Here is a 15,815-nt window from a genome sequence, read left to right as displayed (position 1 = left end):
AGTTGATTTTAGCCTATGTTCATCCTGTTTTGCGGTATTTCCGTATGAAAATAGCCGGAGCATCCTACGATACCCCGGCTATGTGAATTTTTTGTTTTCTTACCGTATCACCAATTCCTCAAATTTCCTTAACAGCAGCAGTTCCACCACGCCATTCACGGTATCTTCCGGTTTCAGCGGCATTACCACGCCGTCCAGCACATACTCTTTCGGCTGGAAGGGCAGGCCGTGCACACGAATGCGGTGATGGGTATAATCTGCATTGTACTTGCCCACGAACTTTTTCTTCAGCCGGAATAATTGTGGTTCCGAGCTTTGTTTGAAGCGCACGAGGTTGTATTGGCCGGTCTTGTAAGCGTAATGGTCGCCTGCATCTTCGTAGAGGATGCTGTGGGTGGTGCCTTCGGCGAAATATACCTGCTGGATCATTTCCATGATCCTGAATTCGCCGACGTACTGCATGTCAGGATACTGCGGTACTACGGCCCCGCCTTTTACGAACAACGGCATTTCGGAAAGGGGCGTGGGGATGGTCACCGTTTGCCCGCCGGTGTATAGTTTATCGGAAAAATAGTAATACCAGGTGCCTTCGGGCAGGTACACTTCTTTTTCTTTCATGCCGGCTTCGCTGACGTGGCTGATGAGCAGGCTGTCACCCATCATGAACTCGTGGTTGAGGTCATGCGTATGTTCATCCTGCTGGGCTACGAAAGCCAACGGACGAAGCATGGGAGTGCCGTAAGCGGCATATTGCCAGAAGGTGGTGTAGATGTAGGGCAGCAGGCGGTAGCGCAGCTGTATGAATGCTTTCACCACGGCCTCGAATTCAGGGCCGAAGCTCCACGGCTCCTGGTTGAAGCCGGTTTCATTGCTGGCGGAGTGGGTGCGCATCAGCGGATGGAACGCGCCGAGTTGTATCCAGCGGGTGTACAGTTCGCCATCCGGTTCGCCGATGAACCCGCCAATATCGCTGCCGGCAAAGGAGAGGCCGGAAACGGAAAGGCGCTGGCATTGTACGGAAGCCAGCCAGAGATGTTCCCAGGATGCGATGTTGTCGCCGGTCCATACAGAGCTCCAGCGCTGGGTGCCGGAATAGGCGGAACGGGTGATCACGAAGGGCCGCTGCGGCATGAGGTGTTTCTTCAAACCCGCTGCGGTGGCTTTGCTCATGAGATGGCCGTACACGTTATGCGCCTTGCGGTGGCTGACGTTCTCGCCATCATAGTCGTGCCGCACATCTTCGGGAAAAGTACCGAGCTCGAATACGGCAGGTTCGTTCATATCGTTCCATACACCACGGACGCCTGTTGCGGTCAGGTCCTGGAAAAGCCCGCTCCACCATTCCCGTACTTTGGGGTCGGTGAAATCCGGGAATACGCATTTCCCCGGCCATACATCGCCTTCCATATAGGCGCCGTCCGCCCGCTTGCAGGCAAAGCCTTTCTGCGTGATCTCCTGGTAGACCGGGTAATCCGGGTCTACCTTGATGCCCGGGTCGATGATCACCACGGTTTTGAATCCATCGTCCGACAAGCTTTTCAGCAGGCCTTTGGGATCGGGGAAGCTGTCTTTGCTCCAGGTGAAGCAGCGAAAGCCTTCCATATAATCGATATCGAGATAAAGCGCATCGCAGGGGATCTTGCGGTCCCGGAAGGTTTGCGCGATCTCTTTGACCTTCGTATCCGGGAAATAGCTCCAGCGGCATTGGTGATAACCCAGTGCCCAGAGGGGCGGCAGCTCTGCTGTGCCGGTAATGCGGGCATATGATTCCGCTACCTGCAATAATGCCGGGCCGTAAATGAAATAATAGTTCATTTCCCCGCCTCGCGCCCAGAAGCTGGACACATCATCCCGCTCATGCCCGAAATCAAAAAGGGTACGGAAGGTATTATCGAAGAAGATACCGTAACCGATGCCGTTGTGAAGGCCGTAATAAAAGGGGATGTTGCGGTAAAGCGGGTCTGTATCTTTGGTATAACCGTAAGAATCCGTGCCGTAATTCTCCATGCGTTTGCCGCGGAGGTTCAGTTCCGTAGGCTTGTCACCCAGTCCGTAAAAGGATTCACCATCCTGTATCAGTTTGGTGCAGTAGACGATCTTGCCGCCTTTTTGCAGATAGTACTGCCAGTGAAAGCCGGTTTCATCCTGATTGATGATGCGCCCGTCTATATCCGTGATGGTGATCCGCAGGTTTTCCCGGGCTACGAATACCCGGATGACGGTGGTAATGATCTCGAAAGTGTCCGCCCATTCGCGGATATCGAAGAATTCGGGAGATTCTTCCAGTTTCTCACTGACCGCGTATGAAAAGTCCCGCTGGAATTGCCCGTCCGCCGCATAACGGAAACGGACGATCTTGTCAGAAATGACCCTGAGCTCCAGGACGGTGGTAGAGGTATAGAAATAAAAATAGTTCCCTTCCTTTTTCCACGATTGAATATTATCCGGGTAGTATTTTACCGAGTACTTACCCGATGTTGTTGCCACTTGCATCGCGCCGATCTGTTTCTTATAACAATGAATAATAGGATGGCCCGAAGGCCATGTATCAACTAAATTAATCAAAAAATCCCCGGTTGTTTGTATTTTTTTAATACGATAGCCGGAGTTATCCCGTCTTTTACAAAAAAATATGACGCATTGGCGAAGTTGCCGGAAATATTGCAGTAAGAAAGATTAACTTCCATATAATGTACTTTTTGCTTTAACCTATTGTTTCGGTTGTGATACAATATGTGTTGTAAAAGAAAATCGGCGCTCCTTTCCAGGGCGCCTTTTTGTATCCCGGAAAGGAGCTATTCCGCGGTTTCCAGCACGGCGATGCGGCCTTTGCTGCCGGCGAGGAATACCCTGCTGCCATTTTTCGCTTTCCTGGCGGCATGGAATCCCTCATTGCTTACCGGCGCCCAGGTGAGGCCGCCGTCGGCAGACATATCGGTACCCGTTGGCCCGGTGCAAAGCACCCTGTTGCCATCCAGGTATTCCACGGCGCTGCGGTAACCCCGGGGCGGGGTGGCCGGGGCTTTCCAGCTGCGGCCGCCGTCATTGGTCAGCAGGCAGTTCCCTTCCCTGGCATCCATCACCAGGTAGTCACCCCCTACGGCAACGCCCTGTTTCCCGTTCCGGAAGGCGAAAGAGAATATCCCCCTGGAGGGCGCGCCCTGTGCTGCGGGAATGGGAGAGACCTTCCAGGAGTGGCCATCGTACCGGAAGAAACGGCTGGCGCTGCCGCCGCTGCAAATGGCAAAGGACTTCCTGCCGAGCATCCTGATGGTGGTGCCGCTGGCGGCAAAACTGGCTTCCCCTTCCCGGGCGGCAGGCCCTTTGAGGGACTGCCAGGTTTCCCCGCCGTCATTCGTTCCCAGAATGGTGAAAATACCATCGATCGCGTCCCCGATGATTACCCCTTTTTGGTGATCCAGGAAATCCATCCCGTCCAGAAAAATCCCCCTGGTATCGTTAAAATATACCTGTTTCCAGCTGCGCCCGCCATCATTTGTCAGGTATATCCTGGCCGGTTCGGCAATGCCCATGATCACCGCCCTGTCTCCGCTGAAAGCCTCTATATCCCGGAAATCGCAGCTGTCGCAACCCGGAACGGTGAACCATTCCCAATGTTTCCCCCCGTCCGTGCTTTTGCCCACTTTACCCTCCGTGCCGGAGATCCATATCACGGAATCATTCACCACGCTCAGCCCCCGGATGCTGGATACCGGGGCGGACACCAGCGCTTTTATCCGGTAAGTTTGGGCCTGTACGGCCAGGGCATGGAACAGGATATAAAAGGTTATAATGTGTTTCATATTTCGCAATATTTGAAGCAATAATAAATAAGAAAAATACAAAATCATTAAAAAGTGTAAGTTTGAATGATATATTTGCAGGGTGCTGCAAACGTGCTTAAACCATTTAACAGTTTAATGGGTTCATTCAAACAGACAGGCCTGTTTTTAATCCTATGGTCACTCGCCATTGTCAGTTCTGTTTCCGCACAGGAGCGGAGTTATAATTTCGATGCCTATGATGTGGACAAAGGGCTTTCCCAGAGTAGCATATACAGTCTGATACAGGACGAAGAAGGATTTTTATGGATATCCACCTTCGACGGTGTCAATCGTTTTGACGGTTATGTGTTCAACGAATACCGGCAGATCCCCAGTCCCAACAGATCCGATTCCAAACCCGTAGAGCGCATTTTGTACAGTTCCGCTTCCCAGCAGGGCCGCGCGGTGGTCAAAAGCTTCGGCCTGCATGGCGGCCGGGATTACGAATTTTATAAGGACAGCCGCAAGCAGTTGCTCGTGGTCCACAATACCGGCATCAGCCTGTATGGCCAATACAAGAACTCTTTTCGCCATGTTTTTCAGGACACCACCTATGTAAACGAGGAGGAGCGGGATTTCGTGCAGAAATTCCACGTCCTCGGGGAAGATGAGGCCACGCAGACCCTCTGGCTGTGGCGGCCGATGAAAGGATTGTATATTCTCGACAATATCACCTACGAGCTGAAAAAGATCATCCTCTATCCGCCTGATTTCGAAAAGCGCAGGCTCCGGCCGGCAACAGTCGTAAAACAGGGCGATCACATCTGGATGGCTTTCGAGCGGGAGCAATTGGTGAAGATGGATATTCACACCACGCGGCTGACAACCTATTGCCTGCCTACGCTCGGAAAGAATCCCGTCATAAAGCTGCTGGGCCCGGATTCCCTGCTGCTGGCCAGTGAAGGGCATATCAGCATCTTCGATATAAAGAAGAACAGTTATACGGACCTGCCGGTTGAGTTGTATAACGACCAGCACGAAAACTTCCAGCCATCCGTGATAGAACTGGATCATAAAGGGAATGCCTGGATCGGCGGGAATAACGGCGTTGTCGTGTACAGCCTGCGCAATCACGAGATCGTCAATCACATTGTCAGCTTCAATACTTTCGAGAACAATTCTTTCAACCGCGTGATCTCCCTCTACCGCGATGCCGCCGATAACATGTGGGTGGGTACGGACGGGGACGGGCTGAAGAAGTACTCACCCAATAAAAAAGTATTCTCGCTGTACCGTTCGCCGCGCATCACGCACAACATCGTGAAAGCCGTGTACAAGCATGATGACGGCCGTTTGTACGTAGGGCTCTGGCAGGACGGGCTGGATATCTATGAAAAGGGAGGGCGTTTCCTGAAAAAGATCACCAATGTGGAATCTCCCGGCCTTTTTCCCAACAACGACCTGCACAGCATCTGCCGGGAAAATTATGAATCCCTCTGGTTCCACTTCAAGGATGGCGGCATTGGATTGTTCAACGTACAGACCGAGCGCTTCCGGGACCTTACGGCCAAAATGAAGGCGCTGGGCCTGCCGGAGCAGGATGACGAATATCCCTTTGTCAGCAAAAGACCCAATGGCGAGGTGTATTTTAATTACGGGGAATACCTGCTGATGTTCTCTGATGCGGACAAAGGGTATAAAGCCGATATCGTCCGGCATTTCCCGGGAGAGAACCTCACCTGTTTCTATGAGGATTTCTGGGGCAACCAGTATGTGGGAACGAAAGCCGGTTTGTATGGCCGCGCCGCAGAAAGCAGCAGCTGGGAGAAGATCCCGCTGCCGCCTAAAGATGTGGAAGTGAAATCCATCAACAAGAACGCGCACAAACAACTGCTGGTAGCCACTACCAAAGGCCTGCTGATACTGAATGAAAAATACGAAGTGGTCAGGCACTACAACAGTTACGACTATACGGGCATGGTCAATGACTATGTATATGCGGTGCTGCTGGATGATAAAGATGATATCTGGGTAAGTCATAACAAAGGCATTACCCAGATCAAGCAGAATTCGGATAACCTGGTCACCTATAATTTCGAGGATGGCCTGCAATCCAATGAATTCAATACCGGCGCCTATTTCAAGTCGATGGACGGAGAATTGTTCTTTGGGGGGATAAGAGGCGTCACCGGGTTTTATCCCCGCAACTTCATGAACAACCCTTATACGCCGAAGGTGGTCATCAAACGGCTGGAGGTGCTGGACAAACCATATCAGTCGGACACCGCCATATCGCTGCTGCATAAAGTGGAGCTGCCGTACAATCAGAATACCATTGCGATAGAATATGTACCGCTGGAGTTCACCAATCCGCTCAAGAACAAGGTGCAGTACATGCTGGATGGTGTGGATGAGGACTGGCTGCAGGCCGGTAGCCAGACGCTCGCCCGTTACACGAACCTTCCCCCCGGTCATTATATCTTCAAGGTCAAGGCATGTAATAATGATGAAGTGTGGAATACCGTTCCCGTAACACTGGAGATCGTCATCAAAATACCCTTCTGGCAATCGTTATGGTTCCGGTTCCTGTTGTTGCTGCTGGTACTGGGTATTGCGTATTATTTTTCCGCGCTTTACCTGGATTACAAGATCCGCAATGAAAAGCTCAAGCTGGAAAAGGAGCAGGCGGTAGACCAGGAACGGGCGCGGATATCCAGCGATATGCACGACGATCTGGGGTCAGGGCTATCCACCATCAGGTTGCTGAGCGAGATCGCCAAACGGAAGATCAAGGATACCGGGCAGACGAAAGAGATAGAAAGGATATCGGAAGCAGCGGGAGAGCTGGTGGACAAGATGAGCGAGATCATCTGGGCAATGAACTCCTCCAACGATTCACTGGCTAACCTGATCGCCTATATGCGCAGCTTTGCGGCGGATTTTCTGGAGCATGCCCGCATACAGCATCATTTCATCATACCCGAGAACATTCCCAATGTAAAGCTCAGCGGCGGCACAAGACGGCACATTTATCTCGCCGTAAAGGAATCCCTGCATAACGTGATGAAACATTCCCAGGCCACCGAGGTCACCATTGAAGTAAAAGTATTCCGGAACATGACCATCATGATCAAAGATAATGGCAAGGGTTTTGATCCTGAAAAGGTACGCCTGTTCGGCAACGGGCTGAAGAATATCGAGAAAAGAATGCAGCAGGTCGGAGGCCAGGTAGACATCATCTCCCAAAATGGTACGACAGTTTTCCTAGATATCCCGTTAAATTGAGTTAATTTTGAAATGCATAACATCTACGTGTGATGTTATTAAATTCAAATGATGGTATATTCGAAAAAAAAGCTGCAAAATAGCATGGATATCATCTCTGTGGCTATTGTTGAAGACAATCACGACATCCGGTCTGCCATGGAGCTGTTGATCAATGGGTCGGAAGGATATGCTTGTATTGGCGCTTTCAACAATGCGGAAAATGCGTTGGAAAAGATTCCACAGTTGTTACCCAATGTGGTGTTGATGGATTTTAACCTGCCGGGAATGAACGGTATCGAGTGTATTACGCGGTTAAAGGCGGAATTTCCCGATATGCAGTTCATGATGCTGACGGTGTATGAAGATGACGACAAGATCTTCATGGCACTGGAGGGCGGCGCAAGCGGTTATATTCTGAAGAAGACCTCGCCGGGCGATCTGCTGGACGCTATCCGCGAATTGCATGACGGCGGCTCTCCCATGAGTTCCCAGATAGCCAGAAGAGTTGTGGCCTATTTTCAGAAACAGGCAAAACCCAACCCCGCCCTGGAAGCGCTGACCTCCCGGGAAAAGGAGATACTGGACCAGTTGTCGAAAGGCTTCCTGTACAAAGAAATAGCCGGTAATCTCTTCATCAGCATTGAAACGGTGCGCAGGCACGTGCATAACATCTACGAAAAGCTGCATGTACGCAGCCGTACAGACGCCGTTAACAAGTATTTCAATCGTTAATTTGTTGATATGGAACGGAGGAACTGCAGGAATGCGGTTCCTCTTTTTTATGCCCTGTACGGCCCTGCAGGCATAAAAAAATGATCCGCCCACCGGACGGATCAAAATGCTGTTTGCTCTCCGGTGTGCCTCGCTCGTGCACCGGGGATGCCGGAGATCGCTATTGCGCTGAGCGCACACTCGTTCTTTGCATATACCTGCGTACAAAGTGCGCCATCAGTACAATGGAAGCAATACAAAGGCATGCCAGTTTAAACATCAGGCCGGTTTTCATAGGTATAGGATTTTATCAGGTTTTCAGATAGTTTTTCAAGGTTGATCAGTATAGAATAATTACGGAAACCCTCAACGCATCATTTGCCAGGAGTCGAATTTTTGAACAAGACGAATGCAGAGGTCTTTGAAACGGTACATATTTTTTTCTTCCTGATTGATCAGCAAGCTTACAATAACCGCAATGATCAGCACAGATATGACCAATGTAAAAAACAGCGTCTTCATAGATATAAGGTTTTTCGTGTTTTTCAATCAAGCTTGATGTAAATATAGATAATTAAGTTAAATGAAAGAATATTTAAATAAAAAAATATTCGCTTGTACCGCATAATTTTAATGTGTAAAGCGTTGGGATGTGAATTTGCATATTCAAACATTTCATTTTCAATAATATAAGTATGGTGCATAAAATCTACTTGGGATATTGTGCTAATCCTTTATTTTTGCCAACGACCGGGTTTTGCTAAAAGATTTAGTAAGTTGCAGGCCCAAGGGTTTCAACATCAAGTGATTAACAGAAAGATTATGGCGGATAACAAAGACCTTTTCAATGCCTATACCGAAGATTCCATCCGTTCGCTGGACTGGCGGGAGCATATCCGGCTGCGTCCGGGCATGTACATCGGCAAGCTGGGGGATGGCAGCAGTATGGACGACGGTATCTATATACTGATCAAGGAGGTGGTGGATAACTGCATCGATGAGCATATGATGGGTTTCGGAAAACAGATCGATATCAAAGTATCCGAGCACAGCGTGACGGTGCGGGACTTTGGCCGGGGCATTCCGCTGGGCAAGGTGGTGGATGTGGTGAGCAAGATCAACACCGGCGCGAAATACGACAGTAAAGCCTTCCAGAAGTCGGTAGGGTTGAACGGTGTGGGTACCAAGGCGGTGAACGCCCTTTCCAGCTATTTCAAGGTAAGCTCCTTCCGGGAGGGCAAGGCAAAAGTGGCCGAGTTCGAACGGGGAATATTGTTAAAAGAGCATAAAGAGGTACCCACCAGCGAGCCCAACGGCACCCTGGTCACCTTTACCCCGGACGATACCGTTTTCAAGAACTATCACTTTATTCCGGACTTCCTGGAGAACCAGATCTGGAACTATTGTTTCCTGAACGCCGGGCTGACGATCAGCTTCAACGGCCAGAAGTATATTTCCAAAAACGGGTTGCTGGACCTTTTGCAGCGCAAAACCAATCCTGACGACCTGCGTTACCCGATCATCCACCTCAGGGGAGAAGATATAGAGGTGGCCATTACCCACGAGAACCAGTACGGAGAAGAATATTATTCCTTCGTGAACGGCCAGCATACCACTCAGGGCGGCACCCATCTGGGCGCTTTCCGGGAAGCCTTCGTGAAAACCATAAGGGACTTCTATAAAAAAGACTATGAGGCTACGGACATCAGGGCCTCTATCTGTGCGGCAATTGCCGTGCGGGTGCAGGAACCGGTGTTTGAGAGCCAGACCAAGACCAAACTCGGCTCTCTCGCCGTAACCGAAGGTGGGCAGTCCATGAAAGCCTTTGTGCTGGAATTCCTGTCCAAACAGCTGGATGACTACCTGCACAAGAACACGGCGGTGGCGGATGCGCTGAAGAAACGCATCGAACAAAGCGAGCGGGAAAAGAAAAGAGCTGGCCGGCATTAAAAAACTGGCCAATGAACGCGCCAAAAAAGCCAATCTGCATAACAAGAAGCTGCGGGACTGCCGCATTCATATGAATGAGGAATACACGGGAAAAGCGAAGGAAGATATGGCCACCCGGCAGAAGGAAACGACCATCTTCATCACGGAAGGGGATTCCGCAAGCGGTTCCATCACCAAATCCCGCAATGTGGAAACGCAAGCGGTATTCAGCCTCCGTGGAAAACCGCTGAACTGTTACGGTCTCACCAAAAAAGTGGTGTACGAGAATGAAGAGTTCAACCTGCTGCAGCATGCCCTCAATATTGAAGAAGGACTGGAAGGTCTCCGGTACAACAATATCGTGATTGCCACCGATGCGGATGTGGACGGGATGCATATCCGCCTGCTGATGCTCACCTTCTTCCTGCAATTCTTCCCGGACCTCGTGAAGAATGGCCATATTTATATCCTCGAAACGCCCTTATTCCGGGTGCGCAACAAACAGCAGACCATCTACTGTTACAGCGAAGAGGAAAAACAGAAAGCAGTGAAAAAGCTGGGCAGCAAACCGGAAATTACCCGGTTCAAAGGATTGGGAGAGATATCGCCGGACGAATTCGGGCAGTTCATCGGAGAAGATATGCGCAAGGCGCCGATCATTCCTTCGCTGGACATGCCGGTAGCCAAGCTGCTGGAATATTATATGGGCAAGAACACGCAGCAGCGGCAGGATTTTATCATCAATAACCTGCGGTACGAAAAAGACCTGACCGAAGCGCCCGCGGAAAGCTGAGACTTTTAAACATAAAAAATGAAGGAAAGCAGTTTTCCTTCAACATGTCATCTATGATATTGCATATTGTATTCGGGCAATCATCCGCAGCTAACCTCAAAGCAGCGTTTGAACTGGACCCGCAAATGGAAGGAGAGATATTGTGTTTCGAAGACGACCTGGCCGTAGGCCCGCTGTTCATCCTGGATACGCCGGAAGGGCGCAGCGGCCGGCGGGACTGGTGGAACATGATGCAGGAAGTGCCGCAGCCGGTGCTCGCTGAAGGCGAAGAACAGGCCGCACCGGAAGATCCCGTACGTTCCCTGAAAGGAAGGCTGCGGGAAGAAGAAGAGCTGGAAGCCTGGATATGGGCAGGGCAGAATGCCTGCGATGTGTGCGGATATTACTGGCTGATCAGTCAGCTGGACCGCTTCTCCGGCCGCATTCACCTCATCTACCTCAACAATCTTCCGTTCCTTAATGAAAAAAATGCGGTGTTCTATCCCACACATCTGCACCAGATATTACCGAAGGAATTCCTGAAGGCCAAAAAGCTGGCGCGTGAGGTATCCCTAGCCGAGTTTGAGCTGGATGGTGAAGAGTGGCGGCGGATGATGAACGAGAACGCCGGCGTGAGAATGCTGGAAGGCGGTAAGAAGATCAGAGGCGAAGCCGCATCTTATTATGATAAGGACCTGCTGCAGCAGCTCACAAAGGAATTCCAGAAAGCGCATAAAGTGATCGCGCTGGCCATCGGCAAATTCAAATACCCGGTGATGGACCAGTACCTTTCCTGGCGGTTGAAGGAACTCATACGGGAAGGAAAGGTGGAAAGCAGGGGAGAACTGAAAACAATGCGGGATTTTGAAGTAAAGCTGCCGGGCGGCGGGGAAACCCCACCCGCGGCAGAAAATGAATAGCTATGGCAGAGATCATCATCACACCACTGGAACTGAGAGGCGAGGACGAACGGGGCCGGAATTTCGACTGGCAGACGTTCCGTACCGGGAATTTTATCCTCTGCTACCGCAACGCCGGTTCCTCCAGCGGACAGCATTACCATGAAGGGAAAAGTGACTACAAGAATCCCGAGATCATGTACCTGCTGAGCGGAAAAGCCGCTATACACTGGTGCCCGCTGGATGAAGACCAGCTGCGTACCGATGTCATCGAAGCGCCGGCAAGGGTAGAGATACCCATCCGGATCTGGCATGAGCTGGAAGCCATAACAGACTGCTCTTTCATTGAACTGAACACATTGGATGACGTAAAGATCGATTCCATAAGGGTTTGGCGGAAAGACCTGATGAACGAGCTGAATATTAAAACCAGGTAATTTATACTATGAGCAATATAAACGGATCACCAGACGAATCGCTGCACAGCACAGAGCATGTGGATGAGAAGTACAAGGACTGGTTCCTGGACTATGCCTCCTACGTTATTCTTGAGCGCGCGGTGCCGGGAGTGGAAGACGGGCTGAAACCCGTACAGCGCCGTATCATGCATGCCATGAAAGAAATGGACGACGGCCGCTTTAACAAGGTCGCTAACGTGATCGGGCAAACGATGCAGTACCACCCGCATGGCGATGCTTCCATCAGCGATGCGATCGTAAACCTGGGGCAAAAGGACCTGCTGATAGAGACCCAGGGCAACTGGGGCGATGTGCGTACGGGCGATGATGCCGCAGCCGCGCGTTATATAGAGGCGCGCCTGTCGAAATTCGCACTGGAAGTAGCTTTTAACGCAAAGACCACACAGTGGCAGCTCAGCTACGACGGCCGCAAGAACGAACCGCTCTTTCTGCCCATGAAGTTCCCGCTGCTGCTGGCACAGGGAGCGGAAGGCATTGCCGTAGGGCTCAGCACCAAAATATTGCCGCATAACTTCCAGGAACTCATAGACGCGTCCATCAAACACCTGCGCGGAAAGAAATTCGAATTGTATCCCGACTTTATAACCGGAGGCATGATCGATGTGGCCGGTTACAACGACGGCCGCCGCGGTGGAAAAGTGCGGGTGCGGGCCCACATCGAGGAAAAAGATAAAAAGACCCTGCTGATCAAAGACGTGCCATATGGCGTCACCACTACCGGCCTGATGGAATCCATCGTCAAAGCCAATGACAACGGCAAGATCAGGATCAAAAAAGTAGTGGACAATACGGCGAAGGATGTAGAGATAGAAGTGCAGCTGGCGCCCGGTATTTCGCCGGACATCACTATTGACGCCCTCTATGCCTTTACGGACTGTGAAGTGTCCATTTCCCCGAATGTCTGCGTGATCGTAGAGGACAAGCCCCGTTTCATCGGCGCCTCCGATCTGCTGAGATACGCCACCGACTACACGAAAGAGCTCCTGAAAAAAGAGCTGGAGATCAAGCTGGCGGAACTGGAGGAAAAATGGCATTACACCTCGCTGGAAAAGATCTTCTTCGAAAAAGGGATATACAAGGAGCTGGAACAGAAGCATAAGGACTGGGAAGCAGTGCTGGCGGCGATCGATAAGGGATTCGACCCTTACAAGAAACAGCTGAAAAGAGCCATCGCCCGGGAAGATATCCTGAAACTCACGGAGAAGCCCGTACGCCGTATCTACCGGCTCGATATCAATGAACTGGCGGAACAGATCAAGGGTATTGATGCCGATATCAAACAGGTAAAACACGACCTCGCCAACCTGGTGGACTTTACCATCAGCTATTACGAAGGCCTGCTGAAGAAATACGGCAAAGGCCGCGAGCGCAAAACAGAGATCAAGACCTTCGACACCATCCAGGTGCAGCAAGTAGCCATTGCCAATACCAAACTTTATGTAAACAAGGCGGACGGCTTCATCGGAACTTCCCTGAAAAAGGACGAGTTCGTAGCCGATTGCTCCGATCTGGACAATATCATCATCTTCCGCCGCGATGGCAAAATGCTGGTGACCAAGGTGGCAGACAAGACCTTTGTAGGCAAAGACATCATTCATGTGGACATCTTCCGCAAAGGTGATGAGCGCATGACCTATAATATGGTCTATGTGGATGCCAAGACCGGTTACAGTCTCGCTAAACGCTTTAACGTTACCGGTATCACGCGGGATAAGGAATATGATCTGACAAAAGGGGAGAAGAATTCCAAAGTGCATTATTTCTCCGCCAATCCCAATGGAGAGGCCGAAGTAGTGTCTGTGCGCCTCAGCCCGAACTGTGCCGCCAAGAAAAAGGAATTTGATTTCTATTTCGAGACCATCCCGATAAAAGGCCGCAGCTCCATGGGGAATGTGGTAACGAAGTACCCCATCCGCAGTGTGAAATTCAAGGAAAAGGGCGTGTCCACCCTGTCCGGCATCAAAATATGGTACGATGATACGGTAGGCAGGCTGAACACGGAACAGCGCGGCCTGTTCGTCGGCAGCTTTGAAGGAGAGGATAAAATACTGGTGTTCTATAAGAACGGTACTTACGAACTGACCAATTATGAGCTGACGAACCGCTACGAATCCAACGATGCCGTATATATCGAGAAATTCAACCCTGAACGGATCGTGACCGCCATCTATTACGATGCGGATAAAAAGCAGTTCAATGTGAAACGTTTCAAAATTGAAACGCAAACGCTGAATAACAAGTTCCTCTTCATCAAAGAAGGCGCGGATAATTACCTGGAGCTGGTGACCACACAGGCGGAACCTGTGGTGTTAGTCAAAACCGGGAAGAAACGCGATCCGCAGGAGGAAGAGATCGCGCTGCATGAAACGATTGAAGTGACCGGCTGGAGAACAGTGGGGAACAAGATCGCAGGGGATGATTTCATCAGTGCCGAACTGTTGACGGAAGATGAGGAAGCGGAGCCGGAAGAAGACGGGAACTTGCAGGGAGAACTGTTTTAGTTTGTTGGGGAGATTTGAAAGCCCTGAATAATGATTGATCTGATTTGAATAGAAAGAGCGTATCAACGGTGGTACGCTCTTTTTTATGCCCGTTTTTTCCGGGCTTCGCGGCATAGCTGGTCCATCAGCTCAATCGTCCATTCATCCGAAATATCCTGCCGGATCACTGTTCTGCTCCTGTACCGGATTTCCAGGTACTTGCGCCTGCTGGTATGACGGGTAAACATAAAATCTTTTTGCCGGCCGCTTAGGATTTTTGATCGGCCTTTAGCGAGGTAGGTCACCGTGATCAGATCCTTGTCCATAATAATTTGGGTGATAAAATGCGAAGGGGCTAGGATGTTGGCAAGTAGAGATATGGCTATGATCAAAGCTGTGCCTATAAGCGTATGGAGAAGGTTCTGCCGCGTAATGTATAAACCGGTCAGGAAAACGAATAGAAAAATGATCAGCGGTAGCGGGTCGAATTTCTTTTTCGGCTCCTTGATGTTCAACTCAAACCGGGGATGCATAAGAAGTTATTGATTCCGTTTTTTCTTCCTCCCTTTCTTTTCTGCTTCCTCCGCCTGCAATTCCTCAAGCGTCCGGGGATTGGTGAGATCGATCTTCCTTTTGTCCATCGGTTCCCCTATGGGGAATTTGCCCAGTTGCAGGGCGTCGTGGAATACCTTTTCGATATGGACCCATTTGCCGGCTTTCCATTTAAATCCCTCATAGTCAAGGTCCGGCACATAAGTGTGCTTCTTTTGATCTTCGCCGCTTTCGGAGATGAGATGGTCGAAGATGATGATATCCATTTCCGGATCGTAGTTAAGCGTGGCCGTTGCATCCTTTTTATATTCCATGATGAAGCGGTTGCGGGTAGGCTTGCGCACGGTATCTTCCGCGAAGCTGAAATACGGGCCGCCGAATACGGGCGCTCCGTTTTTGAACGTCAGCATCTCCGCTATTTTTTTCTGACTGGTCTGCGAGTTGGCATCCCATCCGAAGAGCGTGTAATATTCTGCATTGAAGTAATGGCGCTGTATGATGTTGTAGTACAGGCATCCCAGCCAGCCTTTATGATCGGTAATGGTATCTGTGTTGCGGGAAAAATCCGAGTTGTCGAACAGGGGAAACAGCTTCAGCGCACCATCTTTCGTATTCATCTGGATAACGCCGTAGTGGCGGAAAGTGCCGTTATCGCTTTCCAGCGGCCAGGTAAAAATGCGGAAGCTGCTGTCTTTCGGATAAACTTTCGCCATGGTGAGGATGGAATCGAACCGGTACTGGAAGGAGTGGGCTGTTTTGAGGGCAGCCACCAGTGCGGGAATGAATGCATCGTTACGTTCCTGGCGCACGCTTTCCGTTTTTCCATGGATCACATCATAGCTCATAGCGCGCAGGGAATCCTGCGCAACGTCCAGATTCGCCCGGTCGGAGGGGGAGAGCCGTTGCGCAACGGCATCCGGGATGGCAATGGTCAGCAGCATTATAACAATAACAAGCTTCAT

The 15,815-nt window shown here is 50.6% G+C and carries 12 protein-coding genes; 7 read left to right on the top strand and 5 right to left on the bottom strand.

Translation table 11 applies throughout. The features are described from left to right. Positions 1–99 precede the first annotated feature (99 nt). The gene (locus FW415_RS18630; RefSeq protein ID WP_148388066.1) at positions 100–2,493 is read right to left on the bottom strand and encodes a glycoside hydrolase family 31 protein; all 2,394 of its coding nucleotides are present in this window, start codon (positions 2,491–2,493) and stop codon (positions 100–102) included. 302 nt (positions 2,494–2,795) lie between these two features. Then, positions 2,796–3,803: a YCF48-related protein gene (locus tag FW415_RS18625; protein WP_148388064.1), complete on the bottom strand. Its 1,008-nt coding sequence runs from the start codon at positions 3,801–3,803 to the stop codon at positions 2,796–2,798. A 117-nt stretch (positions 3,804–3,920) separates the two neighbouring features. On the opposite strand from FW415_RS18625, the gene FW415_RS18620 reads away from it, so the two are divergent. Beyond that, on the top strand, positions 3,921–7,049 hold the full coding sequence (locus FW415_RS18620; RefSeq protein WP_168208888.1) for a triple tyrosine motif-containing protein: 3,129 nt from the start codon (positions 3,921–3,923) through the stop codon (positions 7,047–7,049). Positions 7,050–7,133: 84 nt separating this feature from the next. Continuing rightward, positions 7,134–7,763, top strand: a complete 630-nt coding sequence (locus tag FW415_RS18615; RefSeq protein WP_246858802.1) for a response regulator transcription factor — start codon at positions 7,134–7,136, stop codon at positions 7,761–7,763. A 345-nt stretch (positions 7,764–8,108) separates the two neighbouring features. Here the strand turns inward: FW415_RS18615 and FW415_RS25050 are convergent, their stop codons facing one another. Further along, complete coding sequence (locus tag FW415_RS25050) at positions 8,109–8,264, bottom strand: hypothetical protein (RefSeq protein WP_168208887.1); 156 nt, start codon at positions 8,262–8,264, stop codon at positions 8,109–8,111. Between the two features lie 300 nt (positions 8,265–8,564). Here FW415_RS25050 and FW415_RS25595 point away from each other — a divergent pair, with 300 nt between their 5' ends. The 5 genes from FW415_RS25595 to FW415_RS18595 all read left to right on the top strand — a co-directional run bounded on the left by FW415_RS25595 (position 8,565) and on the right by FW415_RS18595 (position 14,322). Beyond that, positions 8,565–9,692, top strand: coding sequence for an ATP-binding protein (locus FW415_RS25595; RefSeq protein WP_256378886.1), 1,128 nt, complete (start codon positions 8,565–8,567; stop codon positions 9,690–9,692). A gap of 70 nt (positions 9,693–9,762) precedes the next feature. Beyond that, on the top strand, positions 9,763–10,464 hold the full coding sequence (locus FW415_RS25590) for a toprim domain-containing protein (protein ID WP_256378885.1): 702 nt from the start codon (positions 9,763–9,765) through the stop codon (positions 10,462–10,464). A 53-nt stretch (positions 10,465–10,517) separates the two neighbouring features. Beyond that, positions 10,518–11,363, top strand: coding sequence for a DUF1835 domain-containing protein (locus tag FW415_RS18605; RefSeq protein ID WP_168208886.1), 846 nt, complete (start codon positions 10,518–10,520; stop codon positions 11,361–11,363). Between the two features lie 2 nt (positions 11,364–11,365). Then, positions 11,366–11,779 carry a hypothetical protein gene (locus FW415_RS18600; protein WP_148388056.1) on the top strand — a complete coding sequence of 138 codons (414 nt, stop codon included), beginning with the start codon at positions 11,366–11,368 and terminating at the stop codon, positions 11,777–11,779. A gap of 8 nt (positions 11,780–11,787) precedes the next feature. Beyond that, entirely contained in the window at positions 11,788–14,322 is a 2,535-nt protein-coding gene (locus tag FW415_RS18595) for a DNA gyrase/topoisomerase IV subunit A (RefSeq protein ID WP_148388054.1), read from the top strand. Between the two features lie 83 nt (positions 14,323–14,405). Here the strand turns inward: FW415_RS18595 and FW415_RS18590 are convergent, their stop codons facing one another. Together FW415_RS18590 and FW415_RS18585 are read right to left on the bottom strand one after the other, a co-directional pair. Further along, the gene (locus FW415_RS18590; RefSeq protein WP_148388052.1) at positions 14,406–14,627 is read right to left on the bottom strand and encodes a hypothetical protein; all 222 of its coding nucleotides are present in this window, start codon (positions 14,625–14,627) and stop codon (positions 14,406–14,408) included. Positions 14,628–14,840: 213 nt separating this feature from the next. Then, on the bottom strand, positions 14,841–15,815 hold the full coding sequence (locus FW415_RS18585) for a hypothetical protein (RefSeq protein WP_148388048.1): 975 nt from the start codon (positions 15,813–15,815) through the stop codon (positions 14,841–14,843).

Origin of the sequence: Chitinophaga sp. XS-30 (genome assembly GCF_008086345.1) — a bacterium.
Classification (GTDB): Bacteria; Bacteroidota; Bacteroidia; order Chitinophagales; family Chitinophagaceae; genus Chitinophaga.
Note: the sequence above shows the minus strand (reverse complement) of the source record. Positions and strands in the feature narration are given on the sequence as shown.